The following is a 16,207-nucleotide window of genomic DNA, read 5'->3' on the forward strand; positions in this document are numbered from 1 at the left end:
TCATCCCCCGGTTGAGGCCGGAGCGACCAAGTCAGCGACGTTGGCGCCTTATTCTGAGGGGATGTTTCGCCCCGTCAAACAGCAATGCAGCAGTTGAACGAGTGAAAACCGATTTAGTGAAACAACAGCGTAACGCCTCAACGGATAAAAATTATCGAGAAACCTTGGGTGATGCGCAATTTGCGATCGTCGTGTTGGCGGTGGCGTCCTGCTCACTGATTATCTTTACGCTGGCGGTCACGCTGTGGGTGACCTGACGCGATTAACTAGGGGAGATAAAATGGAGCCTAATCTCCATGATGAAACCAAACTGCTGGCGATCATCGGCCTGTTGGTGTCCGTGCTGCTGGTGGTATCAATTCTCTTTGGCGTGACCTATTTCTCCGATCTCAGGCACGCGCATGACGATATAGACATCAAGAGCTGCTATATCAAAGCACCCTGAACCGCGCGGACGTGCCTGCACGTCGTCGCTCTGCGGGGGAGCTGTCCTGTGTTAAGCTTGGGCGGTTACCCTTGGCGAATCGGCGCCATTCAGGAGGTCTTTGCGATGAGTCAGCCACGTCCTACGCTCTCTTCACCTTCACGCGAGTGCCCCGTCGTTGACGGCGTGCGCCAGATACAACGTATTGCCGTGCGTAACGCCGAAGTGGGGGGCATTCCGATCAACCGCGCGTTGCCAACCCGGGAGCGGCGCACCGTCGGCGCCTGGTGTTTTCTCGATCACGCCGGGCCGACGGTATTCAACGGCACTTCGCTCGGCATGGATGTGGGGCCGCATCCGCACACCGGGCTGCAAACGTTCACCTGGATGATAGAGGGTGAGGTGCTGCACCGAGACAGCCTCGGCAGTGAGCAGGTAATTCGCCCGGGGCAGGTTAACCTGATGACCGCGGGGCACGGCATTGCGCATACGGAACAGTCGGTGGGCGAGCAGCGGCGGTTGCATGCTGCGCAATTATGGATCGCGCTGCCGGCCGAACATGCCGACATGGCGCCACGCTTCGATCATTATCCTGACTTGCCGCAATGGCAGAATAACGGCGTGAATCATCGTTTGTTGGTCGGGGAATTTGGCGCTTATCGTTCACCGGTGTTTACTCTTTCGCCATTAATCGCCATTGATCTGGAATGGGAAGAAGCGGCAAGAATCGAATTGCCGTTGCGCGATGATTATGAAATCGGCTTTTTGCCCCTTATTGGTGCATTTGAACTTAATGGTGAAATCTTTTCACCTGATGAATTCGCCTATTTGGGCATGAAGAATAACTCTATTGGGTTAAATGCACAGAAGGGGAGCCGGGGATTACTCATCGGTGGGGCGCCATTAAACGAAGAGATCCTTATCTGGTGGAATTTCGTTGGCCATACCAAGGCTGAAATTACTCGGGCTCAGCATGATTGGGAACAAGGCGCGCCGCGTTTCCCGACGGTTAGCGGTTATTCTGGTGAGCGCATGGCCGCACCACGCCTGCCTTGGAACGATGTTTGATAGCGTTAGGATATAATCGCCGCGATTATTCGGCTTATTTCGCTCTAATAAGGCGTAATTAATGTGATCGCGGCTCCAGCTTTACGACAATATAAGGGTTCTCGGCGGAAAAGTGATCTGGCGCATATAACGACAGTGGGAAGAAGTTTAGGATAATCCTCAGGAAGTCAGGTTGTCTCCCGTTAGTCAGATGTCAGTGAGGTCATTATGAGCCAAGTACTTTATCGTGCAAGATTGTCCCATGTCGTGGTTGCCACGGCGCTGTTTTGGGTCTCTGTCGCGGCATTGTTGGTCGCCGTATTAAACTAACCTCAAAAAATGACTCCTGCATAAACCCGCTTCGGCGGGTTTTTTTATCTCCGCCGATGGGATGGTGAGCGAAGGAGTTTATAATTGATGACATCTTCAATAAACGACTGGAACCACCATGAAGTTCTTTGCCGATATTTTGCTGCTGCTCATCGCAGCGCTCCATCTTTATATCCTGGTGCTGGAAATGTTCCTGTGGCGTACGCCACTCGGCAGGCGCGCATTCGGCACAACGGCGGATTTCGCCGCAGCCACGCGGGTGTTAGCCGCCAATCAGGGGCTGTACAACGGCTTTCTGGCCTTGGGGTTGGCATGGAGCTACTGGCGTGAGGATATGGCACTGCAGCTGTTCTTTCTCGGGTGTGTGCTGGCGGCCGGGGTGTTCGGCGGGTTGAGCGCCAGCCGCAAAATTCTGTGGGTGCAGGCGCTGCCGGCCGCGATCGCGATGCTGGCGGTCTGGGGGGCGCGTTAACCCGCCGATTTGCGGCGGGCTTCAGGCGGATTTTTGGTGAATGACGTGCAGCGGCGGATCGATGTGCAGATCAACGCTCAAATCCTGGCGGAAATCATAGGGTGTGATATTAAAACGCTTTCTGAACATGTAGGTGAAGTGGGACTGAGAACCGAAGCCAAAGTCCAGGGCGATGTCGAAGATCGACGCTTCACTGCTGCGCAGTTGATAGACCGCGCCGGCCAGACGGCGTTCGCGAATGTATTTACCGAGCGAAATCCCTGTCGCTTCTTTGAACAGCTTCTGCATGTGCCACAGCGAGTAGCCGGAGTACTCGGCCAGCTCTTCGAGATGGATCACTCGTCCGAGGTGAGTTTCGACCCATTTGCTGAGGGCGCAGACCAACGAGAGGTGGTGTTCTTGTATCATCAGTGCGTCAGTGTGAGACCTACATAGCGGTGAAGTATACACAACTTGCCGCCGTGGACAAAAATGCCGCCCGTGACGGGGGGCAATTATTCGGAAAAACCGTTTGACCGCCGCTTGTCAGCCGAAAGGAAAAACGGCTAATCTGGGACTGTCGCCGCCGCGGTGGGGGATGCAAAGAAAGCCGCAGCAAGAACCGCCAAAACAGAGTCAGCCGTAACAACTCAACGTTGATGGGGTGATCGCATGTTAATGACAGTGATTATTACTCTGGTTGTAATCGTGGGCGTCGGCGCTTTTATGGCGACGCCGGTGATGAGCATGAAAAATGCGGAAGGTGTGGGAGGTGAAGAACCGTGAGAGCAAGAGACATGCACGCCGCTGAGCGGGGCGAGCGCTAATCGGGAAAGCCTGGGTCAGAAACCCGGGCTTTTTGTTGCGTAACCGCTCAAACGTTTTTCCGCTCGACGGTTTCCTCTCCCCAATAAAGCTGGTCGGCGGTGGTTTTGGCAAAGGCCTTCACCAGCGCTTCATCACTGCCTTCTTCCCAGATTTTCTGCGCCAACACTTCATCGTTCCCTGCCAGCTCAAAAATGGCTTCGGCGATTTCCACCGAAGTTTCACGCACTGTCGCCCAGGATTTCACATTGTGATTCGCCATAACTTTCTCCTGTTGGTTGTGGCTTGCGAGTGGTTTTTACCACCGCCATGCAGCAAGTATAGGCCAATCCGCCGCAGGCTTTTGCCCGCCGGTGCGCAGAATGGGGAAAAAGACGGGGAGAGCGGGCAATGGCGCGGACGCCATGCTATTCTGTGCGGCGTTTGAATCAAGAAGGAAATTTATTATGTCTGACATGCTGAGCAACGAGCAGGAACTGGCTTCCGATCTGGTCGCTTGCCAACTGGTCATCAAACAGATTCTGGACGTTATCGACGTGATTGCGCCGACCGAAGTGCGCGACAAGATGGCGGGTCAGCTCAAAAGCATCGATTTCTCCACGCATCCTGCCGGCGCCGATCCGGTGACCCGCCGAGCGATTGACAAGGCGATTGCGCTGATCGAGATGAAGTTTACCCGCAACTGAGGCGGGGCCGCCGCAGAGCGGCGGCGTCGGGCGGTGGCGGTTAATCCACCACCGTTTCGATTTTCTTGAACAGCGGGCAGTCGGCTACGCCGATGAAACCGTTGTCGCCATTCACGTACTGGGCGATCGCCACGTTGCGCGCCGTCAGGTATTTGCACTGCAATCCCAACCCGCCAACGTTTTTGTTGCTGCCGATCAGCACGCCGTAGCCCGAGATCAAAAAGCCGCCGTAAATGACCGCCAACACCAATACCCACTTAATCAATTTGCTCATCGTATTTCCTCGTTATCCCTGAGGGTTCATCTAGCCACGGCGCCTATGCGAGGGCAAGGGTAACAGTCTGAAAACCGGGCGATAGCCAGAAATCTAAACGGAAAGTTAAACTTCGTTTAACTTCGCTGTGATAACATGCGCGATAGATTACCAAGATAACAATGAGGCTGCTAAATTTGTTGCGAAAAAAAATCCTCGTGATAATGACGGCCGTCGCTGCCTGCCTGTTTTTCTACCTGCTGGCGCTGGACAGCTATTGCGACGATGGTGGAAATTTTGCGTTGGGCATCTGTTCGGTGACCCGCTTCGTGCCCTGGTAAGCAATTTTTGGCAGGGATGTTCGCACGGTCGCCGCGAGTGTTAAGATGGCGGCCTGAATTTCGCAGTAGATAGGGTTGTCCATGTACGATTTAGGTTTTGGCCAGAACGGCCTGTTGTCGCTGGCCCTCGCCGCCGTGGCGTTGCTGGCCGGGCTGTGGGTCTGGTTCCTGGTGAACCGCGCCAGCGTGCGCGCCAACGAGCAGATTCGCCTGTTGCAGGAGATTGCCGAGCAACAACGCCAGCAAACGGCGCTGTTGAAGCGTATGGCGCACCGCGCCGGCGCAGACGGCGCCGCTGCTGCTGACGACGATCTCAACCCCGCGCTGGATTTCAAAGGTTTCATCCCCGAACGTTGAGCATGATGCCCCGGCCGACGGCTGCGTCGCCGGGGCGCCTCAGTAAAACACCATGCCCTGATACGGCTTTTTCCGGCATGCCGCCAGGCGGCTGGCCAAATCGCCGGCATGGATCTCCAATTGATGCCCATCGGGATCGAGAAAATAGAGTGATTCGCCTTCGCTGCGATTGCTTTTCCACTCTTCGACGCCGGCCTGGCGCAACCGCTCGCTGACCTGCTCAATGTGTTCCGGCGCGACGCTGAAGGCGTAATGGGTGTAATCGCGCTCGCGTTGTTGCATGCGCGTTTCATCCAGCGACAGGCATAGCCACAACGGCCCTAACGAAAGATAGGCGCCGCCTTGCCAGCGGGCGTGCGGGATAAATCCCAACAGATGACGATAAAAATCGAAGCTGCGATCGAGATTGCTGACGGCGAGCGTCAGATGGTTAAGGCCGGTCAACATGCATGCGTTCTCTGGGCGCTGAACAGGGAGAAAAGTTTACGCAGGCGCTAAGGAAAGATAAAGGGGACAAAGCATTAGTAGAGATAATGTGAAAACCGGCGGCGCTGTCATAAAACTGTCGTACAGACATCGTAATGTAGCGCGAACCTTACGAAAGATGGATGAAGCCGATGATTAAATGGTACGAAGAAAGCGATGCCGAAGTGAACCGCAGCATTGCGCTGCTGACCGGCGAGAACCCGGACAAGTGGTATCCCTACGGTGGTGTGAAAGGTAAAGATTACTGCAAGAATCCCTCCGATGCCTGGCCGATCATTTGCGCCAACAAAATCAGTCTGAACCCCGACAACCAAAGCGACAGCCCGCAGTGGCAGGCGCGCATGAGCACTCAGGGCGGTGAATGGCAGGCGGACAGCGCCAGCCCGCTGCGCGCGGCGATGATCTGCTTCCTGATGAGCCGACAGGTTAACTGAGTCGAACAATACCGGTGATTGGTAAGAGTTTCTCCTTTTTCTAATAACAGAGCTGTCGTTGGCGGAGGCTGTTTATGAAGCGCATTATCAAAGGTGATAAAAACTTGTCTCATCTGGTGATTGCCCATGCGGCGATCGATCGTCATGCCGAAAGCTTCGGCCAGCGCCGTCAGGGCTGGCCCTCGACCTACCTGATAAAATATCAAAACGATCGCGTGGCGGTGGAAGTGGTCACGCGTAGCCAATCTTATGTCGCCACGCTGATGATCGGCGCGCGCAATCTGACCAAACTGTGCGGTATGCCTGGCTGAACGCTGCCGTTATCCGCTTTCTCGCGGTAAAAAAATCGCGCTCCGGCCTGCCGCCTCGGGGCGCTTCTCCTTGATGCTCACGGGGTTAAGTGTTAAAAAGCCGCCCGCAGATACATTTATTGATTGGTGAAATCTTGGCCGATAGCGGCAAGGGTATACGCCATATGAGGATAAGATGGGCGGTCAGCATCAGGATACTCCGCTAAAACGCGGTTTAAAAAACAGACACATACAGCTTATTGCCCTCGGGGGCGCCATTGGTACCGGTTTATTTCTCGGCATTGCGCAAACCATTAAAATGGCCGGCCCCGCCGTGCTGCTGGGCTACGCCATCGGCGGTTTTATCGCATTTTTGATCATGCGCCAGCTGGGCGAAATGGTGGTGGAGGAGCCGGTCGCCGGCTCTTTCAGTCACTTTGCCTATAAATACTGGGGCGATTTCGCCGGCTTCCTTTCCGGCTGGAACTACTGGGCAATGTTCATTCTGGTCGGCATGGCGGAATTGACCGCCGTCGGCATCTACATTCAGTACTGGTGGCCGGAGATCCCCACCTGGGCCTCCGCCGCGCTGTTTTTCGTGCTGATCAATCTGATTAACCTGGTGAACGTGCGCCTGTACGGCGAAACCGAGTTCTGGTTCGCCATCATCAAGGTGGTGGCGATTGTCGGCATGATCGTCTTCGGCGCCTGGCTGTTGGCCAGCGGTAACGGCGGGCCGCAGGCCAGCATCACCAACCTGTGGCAGCAGGGCGGCTTTATGCCGCACGGCTTCTCGGGGCTGGTGATGGCGATGGCGGTGATCATGTTCTCGTTTGGCGGCCTGGAAATGGTCGGCATCACCGCGGCGGAAGCCGCCGATCCGCGTCGCAGCATTCCCAAAGCCACCAATCAGGTGGTGTACCGCATCCTGATCTTCTATATCGGCTCGCTGACCGTGCTGCTGTCGCTCTATCCGTGGGGGCAAGTGGTGGAGGGCGGCAGCCCGTTCGTGCTGATCTTCCATGCGCTGAACAGCAATCTGGTGGCAACGGTGCTCAACGTAGTGGTATTGACCGCCGCGCTGTCGGTCTACAACAGCGGCGTTTATGCCAACAGCCGCATGCTGTTCGGGCTGGCCAGCCAGGGCAATGCGCCGAAGGCGCTGACGCGCGTGAATAAACGCGGCGTGCCGGTGCTGTCCATCGCGCTGTCGGCGTTGATTACTTCGATCGGCGTGCTGATCAACTACCTGATGCCCGGCAAGGCGTTTGAGCTGCTGATGGCGCTGGTGGTTTCAACGTTGGTGATCAACTGGGTGATGATCTGCCTAGCGCACCTGAAATTCCGCGCCGCCAAGAACCGCCAGGGCGTCATTCCCAGCTTTAAGGCGCTGTGGTATCCGTTCGGCAACTACCTGTGTCTGGCGTTCCTCGGCCTGATTCTGGTGATCATGTATTTCAGCGAGGGGATCCGCATTTCGGTGTTGCTGATGCCGGTGTGGGTTGCGGTGCTGTGGTGCGGGTTTATGCTGACGCGCCGCAAAGGCGGCAAGCGTTAATCCGTGTGCTGCGGAGGCGTATGGCACGCCTCCGCTCCTTTTCTCGTTAGCCGCGCGGCATAAAGGCGCGGCCCTCACCGTGACCCCGCCCCAGCAGTTTCCGGCACAGCAGCAGTAGAGTGCTGATCACGTCGATGGCGACTACGCTGAGCATCAGCAGAGTCAACATGAAGAATCCAAGCAGCGAACCGCCCAGCAGCACCAACGGTGCAGGCACGCGCAGCCGGCGCAACTTCATGGCGAAATACATTTTCCAGTATTGCTTCTGCGCCAGCAGCGCGCTGCGAATACGGCGCCCCAGGCTTGAGCCTGATTTGCGGGATGTAGAACGACTCATAACTTCTCCTTTTCTGTATGCCCTACAAGTCAATCACAAAGATCTTAAGAGAGTCTTAACGGGCTCTTGGCGGCCCTGGCTTTCCACCGGAGTGAGACAACAGCATACGGCAAAAGGTCCCGAGATGCAGCGCACGGCTGACAAAGTGCGAGCTTCATCGGGTTTGTTACACTGAAAGTCATGCCCGCGCAGGGCGCAGTGGTCGGGAGAAAAGGCAGGATGAAAAGAATCAACCGTTATTACGACGCGGCCAAGGCGCATCATACGCCGGAGGGATTTCGCAACCTGGAACCTTCGCGGCGTCAGGAGGGCGATCTTCAGCGTTGGCAAGATGAACGCAAGCGGCAGGGGCTGCCCAGACCGCCGCAGCAGGGCTACGCACAATTTACCGAACGCTGGTGGCAACCTGCCGATCTCAGCGGCAGCGACGACTGCGTTTGGTGGTTGGGGCATGCCTCGATGCTGCTGCGGTTGAGCGGGCGTTATATCCTGATCGATCCGGTGTTGTCCGAACGCGCATCGCCACTGAGCTTTTACGGCCCGAAGCGCAGAACGCCGCCGCCGCTGACGGTGGAGCAGCTGCCGGCGGTGGATGCGGTGCTGATCTCCCATAACCATTATGACCACCTTGACAGGCGCACGGTGCGGCAATTGGCGCGGCGTTTCCCTCAGGCCGAGTTCATCGTGCCGCTTGGCTTGAAGCGCTGGTTCCGCCGTTATCGGCTGAAGGCGCATGAGCTGGACTGGTGGCAGAGTCTGCCGTTGGGCGAGCTGAGGGTCTACGCCACGCCGGCGCGGCACTGGAGCATGCGCACGCTGTGGGATCGCAATCGCTCGCTGTGGTGCGGGTGGGTGATCCACCATCCGGCGCTGCGGTTTTATTTTTCCGGCGACAGCGGTTATTCGGAACGGCTGGCGGAGATCGGTCAACGGCTGGGGCCGTTCGACGTGGCTGCGCTGCCGATTGGCGCCTATGCGCCGCGCTGGTTTATGCAGGAGCAGCATATGGATCCGCAGCAGTCGGTGGCGCTGTATCGCGAGCTGAATCAGCCGCGCGCCATTCCCATCCATTGGGGGGTATTCGAACTGGCGGATGAATCGCTGGACGAACCGCCGCAGCAGTTGAACCTGGCCCTGAGCGAGGCGGGGTTGGAGCAGCATCAATTCCTCCCGCTGAAGATTGGCGAGCGCATCGCGTTGCAGGATGCTCAGCAAGCGTTGTCTCTTCGCCCTGCGGTACAGAGGAAAGAATAAGAGCAACGGTTTGAAAGCGCGGCAGTAATTAGCAAAATTGATAAGATCGGGTGGTGATTCAAATAACCACCCGATCTTCAGGATTTAATTCAACGCCACACTTTCGCTATTCATAAGATTATTCCGGCTATTGGGGATAATGACCTTCGGATTATTTATGATGGAACCGCAGGCAAGCGGGATATGTGCCGGCGCTTTGCATGCTTATGCATCCGTTGCGCAGGGCGGAGACGTCGCCGCCGACCCGCGCGCCGTTGTCGCCCGCGCCGTTTGGCGGCAGGGCTGAAAGCCGATGATGAATGGGCTTTCCGGCGGTAAATGGTCGGAGGAGCGATGAATAAATTGGCCCCCGTTCATCGATATTCAGATGTTGCATATCAAATTCCATAAAGATTCAAATTTTTTAACGCTATAAGCGGCCAAAAAGCGGAAATGATGAGACGGAAAGGCGTCAATACGATGAAAGTTTTGTTAAAACTCCAGCAGAATGCGGGGTCTGGCGCAGTGATTTTGGCAAGCAGAAAATAGCCGATGCTTCAACATCTTTTGGCCTATTTAAGCAAATGTGGCGCTCGACCGTTTCAAATATGTGCGACATGTCGTTCAGTGATTAAAAATGGCTTGCCATCGCATACAGAGTATGTGATAACGCATCTGGGTAAAACGAGGTACAGTTCTGTATATGTGTGGCATTTTCAGTAAAGAAGTTCTGAGTAAAGACGTTAGCGTTGAATACCGCTTCTCTGCCGATCCTTATCTTAGTGCCTCAAGCAGTAACGACTCTAGTTTGTCTATGTAACGCCCTCGGGCGGTTTAAACAATCCAAAGGAAATACTCAAGATGGCAAAGATCAAAGGTCAAGTTAAGTGGTTCAACGAGTCTAAAGGTTTCGGTTTCATCACCCCGGCTGACGGCAGCAAAGACGTGTTCGTACACTTCTCTGCAATCCAGGGTAACGGCTTCAAAACCCTGGCTGAAGGCCAGAACGTTGAGTTCGAAATCCAAGATGGCCAGAAAGGCCCATCTGCAGTAAACGTTACTGCTATCTAATCAGCGTCAGCTGTACAAAAAGCCCGCCTTCGCGCGGGCTTTTTCGTTTCCGTCATCCGGCGGCGATGATGATGCCGGCGTACTGGTTGCGGCCTTTGATCCCCGGATGCGTCGGATCCTGCGCGCGCCGGTGGCTGTTGCGGCGATAGCTGGTGTATTTGAAGCGCTGCGGCCGCTGCGGGTCGACGTCCGGCGTGCAGATGGTGCAACTGCCGGCGCGGTCAACGGCGGCGAAGCCGAGCGCCGCCAGCTTGTATTCGGCAATTGCGGCCAGATCCAGATGCCGGTAATGCGGGCTGATCAGCGTGGCGGGCAGCGGCAGGCGCTGTTTAAAACTCTCCACCAGCGCTTCATCGACTTCGTAGCAGCACGGGCCGGCGGCAGGGCCGATGGAGACGACCCAATCGGCGGTGTCGCCGTCCTGGCGAATGCGCGCTGCCATCTGTTCCAGAATGCCGTCAAGCAGTCCGCGCCAGCCGGCGTGAACCGCTGCGATGGCGCCGCCGTCACGGCGGCTGAACAGCACCGGCAGGCAATCCGCCGTCAGTACGCTGAGCAGAATGCCGGGCTGGCGAGTGTAGAAACCATCGGCCTCGCCGCACGCCTGCGCCGGCTGCAGCACGTCGACGATGCGGGTGCCGTGCACCTGTTTTTTTTCCGGCAGCGTGGCGCTGTAGGGCAGCAGGTGCCCGGGCAGCAGCGCGAGTTTGCTGCCGAAGCCGTGCTGAATATGGGGCACCGCATCGAGCAGCGCGGAACGATCGCTCATAAGTTATGTTCACCTGCGTGAGAAAACAGACTCTCAGTGTAGCCAGCTTTTTCCCCGCTTGGCCAGGTGTTGTTGGCGGTGAAAGCGAGCGGGGATGCGCCTTGCATCAAGCCGACGCCTTCTTTAGACTAGCCGCGCCCTGTCTTTCTGGAAGCCCATTCATGTCTTATCAATGCCCTCTGTGTCATCAACCGCTGTATTTTTCATCACAACACTGGCGTTGTGACGGCAATCATCAGTTCGATCAAGCCAAAGAAGGCTACGTGAATCTGCTGCCGGTGCAGCACAAACGATCGAAGCAGCCGGGAGACAGCGCGGAAATGATGCAGGCGCGGCGCGCGTTTCTCGACGGTGGATATTATCAGCCGTTGCAAGCGCAGGTGGCCGAGTGGCTGGATTTGGCGCTGGCGGCCGATGCAGGCACGTTATTGGACATCGGCTGTGGGGAAGGGTATTACACCGCCGCCGTGGCCGCCAGGCTGGCGCAAGAGCGCACTATGGCGGTCTATGGGCTGGATGTCGCCAAGGTGGCGATCCGCTATGCCGCTAAACGTTATCCGGCGGTCTCGTTCTGCGTTGCCTCCAGTCACCGTTTGCCGTTCGCCGACGGGGCGCTGGATGCGGTCTTGCGCATTTATGCACCCTGCAAGGCGGAGGAGCTGGCGCGAGTAGTGAAGCCGGGCGGCGTGGTGCTGACGGTGTCGCCGGGCCCGCGTCATTTGTACCAGCTGAAAGAGCAGGTGTACCAGCAGGTGCAGCTGCATGCCGAACAGGATGAACAGTTCGACGGATTCGACTGCGAGCGCAAAGAGGCGCTGGCCTATACGATGACCCTACCGGGCGCGCAGGCCGCCAATCTGCTGCAGATGACGCCGTTCGCCTGGCGCGCTACGCCGGAGGTGCAACAGCGGTTGGCCGAGGGCGGCGAGTTTGTGTGCGAGACGGATTTCGTGCTGGCGTTGTACCGACGTCGCGCTTAAGGGGCCTTGAACTCAGAAACAAAAAAACCTGCCGCGGCAGGTTTTTTTGCAGTTCGGTCACCTCAGGCCAGGTAGCCGAGGTGCTCCAGCAGGATGTTGACGCCGATACCGATCAACACCACGCCGCCGAGGATTTCGGCGCGTTTGCCCAGCAGCGGGCCGATAAAGCGGCCGATCATCATGCCCAGGGTCGCCATGATCATGGTGGCGCAGCCGATGGCCATCGCGGTGTGCACGATGTTCACCTGCAGGAAGGCCAGACCGACGCCGATCGCCATGGCGTCGAGGCTGGTGGCGATGGCGGTGGCCACCAGCAACCAGAAACCATGACGTTTGACCTTCTCTTCTTCGTCGGGCCTGTTGCGCACCCCTTCGACGATCATGCGCATGCCGAGAATAAACAGCAGCGAGAAGGCGACCCAGTGATCCCATTCCATGATGTATTGGCTGGCGAACAGGCCGATGGCCCAACCGATGAGTGGGGTGATCGCTTCGACCACGCCGAAGATCAGGCCGGTGCGGATCGCTTCGCGAAAGCGCGGTTGATGCAGACTGGCACCTTTGCCGATCGAAGCGGCGAAAGCATCCATGGACATGCCGAAAGCGAGAATAAGCGTTGCTGAAAGGTTCATGTGAAATAGCCTCGGCCGGGTGGCTCCATATACACGTAACCCACCCCCAACCAAACGACGGAATTACGTGTCTATGGTCTCGCCAACCTTACCTGGCTGCCCGCACCACGTTTCATACGGCGAAACGAGTATGTTGATACGGGCGTTTCTGGTTTTTATTCTCCAGAAACCGGCTACTCCCCAATGACGGCGCAACCATACCATATTATTTCCGGTGCCGACAACTTTATTCTGGCGTGATTTTTGTTCTTAATTGAGACTCGTTTTCATTAATCTGAGTTCATGTGGGAATATAATGTAGACGCGGGTAACAATGTTGCGGAAATAATAGTCAGAAAGGAAATGGCGCTGCCGATTAATTATCCACAAGCAGCGCAAGGTTTGAGCGAAAGTAAAATGAGTTTTCTTTATTTATTGATTATCAATGAAAAAGTGGTAAATCTTCTCCAGGTCGTCCAAGTGCGTCACCTGAACCAACAGCCGGCGCTGTTCCAGGTCGACGGCCAGAATGCCGTCCTCCGATAAATTCATGGCTTTAATGCGGTTATATTCGACAAACACATTGGCGAAGAAAAATCCGTGCGCTTTAAACACCATCTTGGGCGCGCGAATATAAGAAACATAGATAGCGAGCAGCGCCAAAGAAATAAGCAGATAGGTGGTTAATACCGCGCCGTTGTCGGTGACATTGCGGTAAATCAGAATGGCGATCAGGCCGACGAAAATCAGGCTGTCGAGGCGGTTACGGCGTTTGAGCGGCACTTTGAGCCGCGTTTTGCCTTTCAGCAGATCCATGCCGAATTCGTCATACAGCGAATACAGCAACAGCAGGGCGATAAACAGCATCAGTACGGCGTCGGTCAGTGACATCTCTTGCTCCACACATAAAAAAGCCGGGGGTTGCCCCCCGGCCGTTTCGAACGATTACAGGCCCAGCAGGCCAATCCAATAGCCAAAGATGCCAATGACGAAGAAGCCGATAATGATCCACAGCGCGTTGACTTTCTTGCGCAGCAGCCACATACAGGCGAAGGTCAGCAGCAACGGCACCAGGCCCGGCATCAGCTGGTCGAGGATGGTCTGCACCGTGGTGACGTTGGTATGCCCGGTCTGGTCGGTTATCTTGGACACCACCAGCGGGATATTCACGTGCGTCCACTTGTTGACCAGCGCCCCCATGACAAACAGGCCGAGAATGGACGCTCCTTCCGTCAGTTTCTGCAGGAAGCCGCCGCCCATGTCGTTGACGATATCGACCCCTTTGCGGTAACCGTAGGCCACGCCGTAGTAGCGGGTCAGCAGGCGCACCAGGTTGAACAGCACGAAGAACAGGATCGGTCCAAGCAGGCTGCCGCTCATGGCGATGCCCGCCCCAAGCGCGGCGAATACCGGCCGCACGGTGCCCCAGAAGATCGGGTCACCGACGCCCGCTAGAGGCCCCATCAAACCGACCTTGATGCCGTTGATTGCGGCGTCGTCGATCGGCGCGCCGTTGGCGCGTTGTTCTTCCATCGCCATGGTCACGCCGAGCACCGGCGCCGCCACGTAAGGGTGGGTGTTGAAGAACTCCAGGTGACGCTTGATCGCCTGTTTGCGATCGTCATTGTTTTCCGGATACAGGCGACGGATCACCGGCACCATCGAGAAACAAAAACCCAGCGCCTGCATGCGTTCGAAGTTCCATGAACCCTGGAACAGGTTCGAACGCAGGAATACGCCGCGAATATCGGCCGGCGTGAGTTTCTTTTGAGCAGTTGTATCAACCATTTCTCTCACCTATTCCTAGTCGAGTTCGTTATCGAGATCGTTCGCGTTAGCCGGGCCGGCCTGGACAACCTGAGACTTGTTGTATTTCGGGCTGAGCTGGATATACAGCACGGCCATCACCACGCCGATGACGCCGAGCGCCACCAGGTTGAAGTTGGTGAAGGCGGCGGTAACGAAACCGAGATAGAAGAACGGCATCAGGTAGCCGGCGCGCATCATGTTAATCACCATTGCGTAACCGACCACCACGATCATGCCGCCGGCGATGTTTAGGCCGCTGGTGACCACTTCCGGGATCGAGTTGAGCAGGGCGTGCACTCCGGCGGTGCCCACCGAGATGGCGACGATGACCGCCGGGATGGCGATACGCATCGCCTGCAGCAGCAGGGCACCGACATGGATCCAGCTAATGGCGCGCAGGCTGCCGCGCTCCGCCGCGCTGTCGGCTGCGTGCTGGAAGGCCACGGTGAGGGTTCGCACGATGATGGTTAACACCTGGCCGGCCGCCGCCAGCGGAATGGCCAGGGCGATACCGGCGCCGACGCTTTGCCCACCGGCAATGACCAGGATGGTCGAGATGATGGACGCCAGGGCGGCATCCGGCGCGACCGCCGCGCCGATGTTCATCCAGCCGAGCGCGATCATTTCCAGCGTACCGCCGATGATGATGCCGGTTTTCATATCGCCGAGAATGAAGCCGATCAGGGTACAGGCGACCAGCGGACGGTGGAACTGGAACTCGTCGAGGACGGAACCCATCCCGGCGATACAGGCAACGATAAATATCAGCACAATCTGAAGAGTGGTGATCTCCATTGCACTTCTCCTATGACCAAAAAAGCTCTGAGTAAAATAATCAGCGGCTGGCGCCACTAATTGAGTTTGTTAATCAGGTCCATCATTTTTAGCCGGCTGTCGGACGAGACCTTACGCACCTCCAGCTCGATACCGCGATCGTTCAGTTTCTTAAACGCTTCGATATCTTTTTCATCGACGGAAACGGCGTTGTTCACTTGGGTTTTCCCCTGGCGGAACGCCATGCCGCCGATATTGACGGATTGAATATCCACGCCGCCCTCCACCAGACGCCAGACGTCGGTCGGATTGGTAAACAACAGCATCACGCGGTCGTTGGCGTATTTGGGGTTGTTCCAGACGCGGATAGCCTTCGCCACGTCCACCACGTGGGCGGTGACGCCCGGCGGGGCAACCTGAGTCAGCAGGGTTTTGCGCACATGGTCGGCGGCGACTTCATCGCTGACGACGATAATACGGCTGACGTTGGTCTCTTTGGTCCAGCGGGTAGCGACCTGGCCGTGGATTAAGCGATCATCGATGCGCGCCAGGCCGATTTTCATGTGGTCGTTAGGCCCCAACGGCGCCTGAGGGGCAGCGGCTTTGGCGACGGGCGCTGCGGGTTTTGCGGGTTCTTCCTGCGGTTTTTTCAGCGCTTTCACGCCTTCTCGGCCGGTTTCCAACGCCAGCGCCACCAGTTCATCGAAAGCGGGGTTGTCGTCCCGCGCCATGAAGGTTTCCACCAGCATCGGGATGTTGACCCCGGTGACGACCTCATAGTTTTCTTTGTCGACCGCAATGCGGCTGGCGGCGTTGAACGGGCTGCCGCCCCAGGTATCCACCAGGAACAGCACGCCGCCGCTGGTATCCAATCCACTGATTTTCTCGTTGTACTTGACGATTAACGTTTCGGCATTCTCACCGGGAACGAAGTCTATAAAGGCGACGTTGTCCTGCTCGCCCAATAGCATCTCCGCCGTTTTCAGCAGTTGTTCCGCTGCAGCCCCGTGTGTGCCGATGATAATAGCTATTGCCACTCGCTACCTCCTCGTTGAACTCCAGACGCGGTTTGTGTCGTTTCTCCGCGCCGTCTTGGCAGTCACTTCCGCGGTTCAGATACATTATGGTAGAAAAAAAGAAA

The 16,207-nt window shown here is 56.7% G+C and carries 26 protein-coding genes and 1 riboswitch; of the genes, 14 read left to right on the forward strand and 12 right to left on the reverse strand.

Features of this window, described 5'->3' with window-relative positions:
• The first annotated feature begins 101 nt into the window (after window positions 1-101).
• From ACMGGK_RS09240 to ACMGGK_RS09255, 4 genes are all read left to right on the forward strand, one after another.
• A complete protein-coding gene (locus ACMGGK_RS09240) occupies window positions 102-257 on the forward strand; it encodes a hypothetical protein (protein WP_016927390.1) in 156 nt (51 codons plus the stop codon).
• Between the two features lie 23 nt (window positions 258-280).
• Window positions 281-445, forward strand: coding sequence for a hypothetical protein (locus ACMGGK_RS09245; RefSeq protein WP_004934557.1), 165 nt, complete (start codon window positions 281-283; stop codon window positions 443-445).
• A gap of 105 nt (window positions 446-550) precedes the next feature.
• Window positions 551-1,492: a pirin family protein gene (locus tag ACMGGK_RS09250; RefSeq protein WP_049299163.1), complete on the forward strand. Its 942-nt coding sequence runs from the start codon at window positions 551-553 to the stop codon at window positions 1,490-1,492.
• Between the two features lie 427 nt (window positions 1,493-1,919).
• Window positions 1,920-2,273, forward strand: coding sequence for a DUF1304 domain-containing protein (locus ACMGGK_RS09255; protein ID WP_016927392.1), 354 nt, complete (start codon window positions 1,920-1,922; stop codon window positions 2,271-2,273).
• A gap of 21 nt (window positions 2,274-2,294) precedes the next feature.
• On the opposite strand, the gene ACMGGK_RS09260 is transcribed toward ACMGGK_RS09255, so the two are convergent.
• The gene (locus ACMGGK_RS09260; protein WP_004927697.1) at window positions 2,295-2,681 is read right to left on the reverse strand and encodes a helix-turn-helix domain-containing protein; all 387 of its coding nucleotides are present in this window, start codon (window positions 2,679-2,681) and stop codon (window positions 2,295-2,297) included.
• Between the two features lie 445 nt (window positions 2,682-3,126).
• Complete coding sequence (locus tag ACMGGK_RS09265; protein ID WP_049299165.1) at window positions 3,127-3,339, reverse strand: YccJ family protein; 213 nt, start codon at window positions 3,337-3,339, stop codon at window positions 3,127-3,129.
• Window positions 3,340-3,523: 184 nt separating this feature from the next.
• Here ACMGGK_RS09265 and ACMGGK_RS09270 point away from each other — a divergent pair, with 184 nt between their 5' ends.
• A complete protein-coding gene (locus ACMGGK_RS09270; protein ID WP_004927692.1) occupies window positions 3,524-3,763 on the forward strand; it encodes a DUF2766 family protein in 240 nt (79 codons plus the stop codon).
• A 40-nt stretch (window positions 3,764-3,803) separates the two neighbouring features.
• Here ACMGGK_RS09270 and ACMGGK_RS09275 read toward each other — a convergent pair whose 3' ends face one another.
• Window positions 3,804-4,037: a YobH family protein gene (locus tag ACMGGK_RS09275; protein ID WP_004927690.1), complete on the reverse strand. Its 234-nt coding sequence runs from the start codon at window positions 4,035-4,037 to the stop codon at window positions 3,804-3,806.
• Between the two features lie 161 nt (window positions 4,038-4,198).
• Here ACMGGK_RS09275 and ACMGGK_RS09280 point away from each other — a divergent pair, with 161 nt between their 5' ends.
• Window positions 4,199-4,357, forward strand: a complete 159-nt coding sequence (locus tag ACMGGK_RS09280; protein WP_004927688.1) for a PhoP/PhoQ regulator MgrB — start codon at window positions 4,199-4,201, stop codon at window positions 4,355-4,357.
• An 81-nt stretch (window positions 4,358-4,438) separates the two neighbouring features.
• Complete coding sequence (locus ACMGGK_RS09285) at window positions 4,439-4,714, forward strand: YebO family protein (RefSeq protein ID WP_033640075.1); 276 nt, start codon at window positions 4,439-4,441, stop codon at window positions 4,712-4,714.
• Between the two features lie 39 nt (window positions 4,715-4,753).
• Here the strand turns inward: ACMGGK_RS09285 and fos are convergent, their stop codons facing one another.
• Complete coding sequence (gene fos / locus ACMGGK_RS09290; RefSeq protein WP_049299166.1) at window positions 4,754-5,161, reverse strand: fosfomycin resistance glutathione transferase; 408 nt, start codon at window positions 5,159-5,161, stop codon at window positions 4,754-4,756.
• A gap of 170 nt (window positions 5,162-5,331) precedes the next feature.
• On the opposite strand from fos, the gene ACMGGK_RS09295 reads away from it, so the two are divergent.
• The 3 genes from ACMGGK_RS09295 to ACMGGK_RS09305 all read left to right on the forward strand — a co-directional run bounded on the left by ACMGGK_RS09295 (window position 5,332) and on the right by ACMGGK_RS09305 (window position 7,482).
• Window positions 5,332-5,634, forward strand: coding sequence for a phage protein NinX family protein (locus ACMGGK_RS09295; RefSeq protein ID WP_016927397.1), 303 nt, complete (start codon window positions 5,332-5,334; stop codon window positions 5,632-5,634).
• A 74-nt stretch (window positions 5,635-5,708) separates the two neighbouring features.
• Window positions 5,709-5,945: a DUF4060 family protein gene (locus ACMGGK_RS09300; RefSeq protein WP_004927680.1), complete on the forward strand. Its 237-nt coding sequence runs from the start codon at window positions 5,709-5,711 to the stop codon at window positions 5,943-5,945.
• 175 nt (window positions 5,946-6,120) lie between these two features.
• Window positions 6,121-7,482, forward strand: coding sequence for an amino acid permease (locus ACMGGK_RS09305; protein WP_016927398.1), 1,362 nt, complete (start codon window positions 6,121-6,123; stop codon window positions 7,480-7,482).
• Window positions 7,483-7,528: 46 nt separating this feature from the next.
• Here the strand turns inward: ACMGGK_RS09305 and ACMGGK_RS09310 are convergent, their stop codons facing one another.
• Window positions 7,529-7,819, reverse strand: a complete 291-nt coding sequence (locus tag ACMGGK_RS09310; protein ID WP_033640076.1) for a hypothetical protein — start codon at window positions 7,817-7,819, stop codon at window positions 7,529-7,531.
• Between the two features lie 219 nt (window positions 7,820-8,038).
• Between ACMGGK_RS09310 and ACMGGK_RS09315 the strand changes: the two genes are divergently transcribed.
• Window positions 8,039-9,073: an MBL fold metallo-hydrolase gene (locus ACMGGK_RS09315; RefSeq protein WP_151254518.1), complete on the forward strand. Its 1,035-nt coding sequence runs from the start codon at window positions 8,039-8,041 to the stop codon at window positions 9,071-9,073.
• 151 nt (window positions 9,074-9,224) lie between these two features.
• Here the strand turns inward: ACMGGK_RS09315 and ACMGGK_RS09320 are convergent, their stop codons facing one another.
• Window positions 9,225-9,449: a hypothetical protein gene (locus ACMGGK_RS09320; protein ID WP_131818046.1), complete on the reverse strand. Its 225-nt coding sequence runs from the start codon at window positions 9,447-9,449 to the stop codon at window positions 9,225-9,227.
• 306 nt (window positions 9,450-9,755) lie between these two features.
• Between ACMGGK_RS09320 and ACMGGK_RS09325 the strand changes: the two genes are divergently transcribed.
• Together ACMGGK_RS09325 and cspE are read left to right on the forward strand one after the other, a co-directional pair.
• A complete protein-coding gene (locus tag ACMGGK_RS09325) occupies window positions 9,756-9,872 on the forward strand; it encodes a DUF2627 domain-containing protein (protein ID WP_002211058.1) in 117 nt (38 codons plus the stop codon).
• Between the two features lie 41 nt (window positions 9,873-9,913).
• Complete coding sequence (cspE, locus tag ACMGGK_RS09330; protein WP_002221949.1) at window positions 9,914-10,123, forward strand: transcription antiterminator/RNA stability regulator CspE; 210 nt, start codon at window positions 9,914-9,916, stop codon at window positions 10,121-10,123.
• Window positions 10,124-10,175: 52 nt separating this feature from the next.
• On the opposite strand, the gene pgeF is transcribed toward cspE, so the two are convergent.
• Window positions 10,176-10,892: a peptidoglycan editing factor PgeF gene (gene pgeF, locus ACMGGK_RS09335; RefSeq protein ID WP_004927619.1), complete on the reverse strand. Its 717-nt coding sequence runs from the start codon at window positions 10,890-10,892 to the stop codon at window positions 10,176-10,178.
• A 161-nt stretch (window positions 10,893-11,053) separates the two neighbouring features.
• Between pgeF and rlmA the strand changes: the two genes are divergently transcribed.
• Window positions 11,054-11,872 carry a 23S rRNA (guanine(745)-N(1))-methyltransferase gene (gene rlmA / locus ACMGGK_RS09340; RefSeq protein WP_033640078.1) on the forward strand — a complete coding sequence of 273 codons (819 nt, stop codon included), beginning with the start codon at window positions 11,054-11,056 and terminating at the stop codon, window positions 11,870-11,872.
• Window positions 11,873-11,934: 62 nt separating this feature from the next.
• Here rlmA and mntP read toward each other — a convergent pair whose 3' ends face one another.
• The 5 genes from mntP to manX form a co-directional block, all read right to left on the reverse strand.
• The gene (gene mntP / locus ACMGGK_RS09345; protein ID WP_025159822.1) at window positions 11,935-12,504 is read right to left on the reverse strand and encodes a manganese efflux pump MntP; all 570 of its coding nucleotides are present in this window, start codon (window positions 12,502-12,504) and stop codon (window positions 11,935-11,937) included.
• Between the two features lie 7 nt (window positions 12,505-12,511).
• Window positions 12,512-12,698: riboswitch (yybP-ykoY riboswitch) on the reverse strand.
• A 217-nt stretch (window positions 12,699-12,915) separates the two neighbouring features.
• Entirely contained in the window at window positions 12,916-13,374 is a 459-nt protein-coding gene (locus ACMGGK_RS09350; RefSeq protein ID WP_016927403.1) for a DUF986 family protein, read from the reverse strand.
• A gap of 54 nt (window positions 13,375-13,428) precedes the next feature.
• On the reverse strand, window positions 13,429-14,271 hold the full coding sequence (locus tag ACMGGK_RS09355; RefSeq protein WP_015378157.1) for a PTS mannose transporter subunit IID: 843 nt from the start codon (window positions 14,269-14,271) through the stop codon (window positions 13,429-13,431).
• Between the two features lie 15 nt (window positions 14,272-14,286).
• Complete coding sequence (locus tag ACMGGK_RS09360) at window positions 14,287-15,087, reverse strand: PTS mannose/fructose/sorbose transporter subunit IIC (RefSeq protein ID WP_015378156.1); 801 nt, start codon at window positions 15,085-15,087, stop codon at window positions 14,287-14,289.
• Window positions 15,088-15,143: 56 nt separating this feature from the next.
• Window positions 15,144-16,103 carry a PTS mannose transporter subunit IIAB gene (gene manX / locus ACMGGK_RS09365; RefSeq protein ID WP_004927601.1) on the reverse strand — a complete coding sequence of 320 codons (960 nt, stop codon included), beginning with the start codon at window positions 16,101-16,103 and terminating at the stop codon, window positions 15,144-15,146.
• Window positions 16,104-16,207 lie beyond the last annotated feature (104 nt).

The organism is Serratia sp. BNK-33-b (assembly GCF_048684565.1).
Lineage (GTDB): Bacteria > Pseudomonadota > Gammaproteobacteria > Enterobacterales > Enterobacteriaceae > Serratia > Serratia marcescens.

Coding starts and splice junctions, on each gene's coding strand:
- ACMGGK_RS09245 (WP_004934557.1), top strand. CDS start 281: ATGGAGCCTAATCTCCATGATGAAACCAAACTGCTGGCGATCATCGGC.
- ACMGGK_RS09250 (WP_049299163.1), top strand. CDS start 551: ATGAGTCAGCCACGTCCTACGCTCTCTTCACCTTCACGCGAGTGCCCC.
- ACMGGK_RS09255 (WP_016927392.1), top strand. CDS start 1,920: ATGAAGTTCTTTGCCGATATTTTGCTGCTGCTCATCGCAGCGCTCCAT.
- ACMGGK_RS09260 (WP_004927697.1), bottom strand. CDS start 2,681: ATGATACAAGAACACCACCTCTCGTTGGTCTGCGCCCTCAGCAAATGG.
- ACMGGK_RS09265 (WP_049299165.1), bottom strand. CDS start 3,339: ATGGCGAATCACAATGTGAAATCCTGGGCGACAGTGCGTGAAACTTCG.
- ACMGGK_RS09270 (WP_004927692.1), top strand. CDS start 3,524: ATGTCTGACATGCTGAGCAACGAGCAGGAACTGGCTTCCGATCTGGTC.
- ACMGGK_RS09275 (WP_004927690.1), bottom strand. CDS start 4,037: ATGAGCAAATTGATTAAGTGGGTATTGGTGTTGGCGGTCATTTACGGC.
- ACMGGK_RS09280 (WP_004927688.1), top strand. CDS start 4,199: ATGAGGCTGCTAAATTTGTTGCGAAAAAAAATCCTCGTGATAATGACG.
- ACMGGK_RS09285 (WP_033640075.1), top strand. CDS start 4,439: ATGTACGATTTAGGTTTTGGCCAGAACGGCCTGTTGTCGCTGGCCCTC.
- fos (WP_049299166.1), bottom strand. CDS start 5,161: ATGTTGACCGGCCTTAACCATCTGACGCTCGCCGTCAGCAATCTCGAT.
- ACMGGK_RS09295 (WP_016927397.1), top strand. CDS start 5,332: ATGATTAAATGGTACGAAGAAAGCGATGCCGAAGTGAACCGCAGCATT.
- ACMGGK_RS09300 (WP_004927680.1), top strand. CDS start 5,709: ATGAAGCGCATTATCAAAGGTGATAAAAACTTGTCTCATCTGGTGATT.
- ACMGGK_RS09305 (WP_016927398.1), top strand. CDS start 6,121: ATGGGCGGTCAGCATCAGGATACTCCGCTAAAACGCGGTTTAAAAAAC.
- ACMGGK_RS09310 (WP_033640076.1), bottom strand. CDS start 7,819: ATGAGTCGTTCTACATCCCGCAAATCAGGCTCAAGCCTGGGGCGCCGT.
- ACMGGK_RS09315 (WP_151254518.1), top strand. CDS start 8,039: ATGAAAAGAATCAACCGTTATTACGACGCGGCCAAGGCGCATCATACG.
- ACMGGK_RS09320 (WP_131818046.1), bottom strand. CDS start 9,449: ATGCAACATCTGAATATCGATGAACGGGGGCCAATTTATTCATCGCTC.
- ACMGGK_RS09325 (WP_002211058.1), top strand. CDS start 9,756: ATGTGTGGCATTTTCAGTAAAGAAGTTCTGAGTAAAGACGTTAGCGTT.
- cspE (WP_002221949.1), top strand. CDS start 9,914: ATGGCAAAGATCAAAGGTCAAGTTAAGTGGTTCAACGAGTCTAAAGGT.
- pgeF (WP_004927619.1), bottom strand. CDS start 10,892: ATGAGCGATCGTTCCGCGCTGCTCGATGCGGTGCCCCATATTCAGCAC.
- rlmA (WP_033640078.1), top strand. CDS start 11,054: ATGTCTTATCAATGCCCTCTGTGTCATCAACCGCTGTATTTTTCATCA.
- mntP (WP_025159822.1), bottom strand. CDS start 12,504: ATGAACCTTTCAGCAACGCTTATTCTCGCTTTCGGCATGTCCATGGAT.
- ACMGGK_RS09350 (WP_016927403.1), bottom strand. CDS start 13,374: ATGTCACTGACCGACGCCGTACTGATGCTGTTTATCGCCCTGCTGTTG.
- ACMGGK_RS09355 (WP_015378157.1), bottom strand. CDS start 14,271: ATGGTTGATACAACTGCTCAAAAGAAACTCACGCCGGCCGATATTCGC.
- ACMGGK_RS09360 (WP_015378156.1), bottom strand. CDS start 15,087: ATGGAGATCACCACTCTTCAGATTGTGCTGATATTTATCGTTGCCTGT.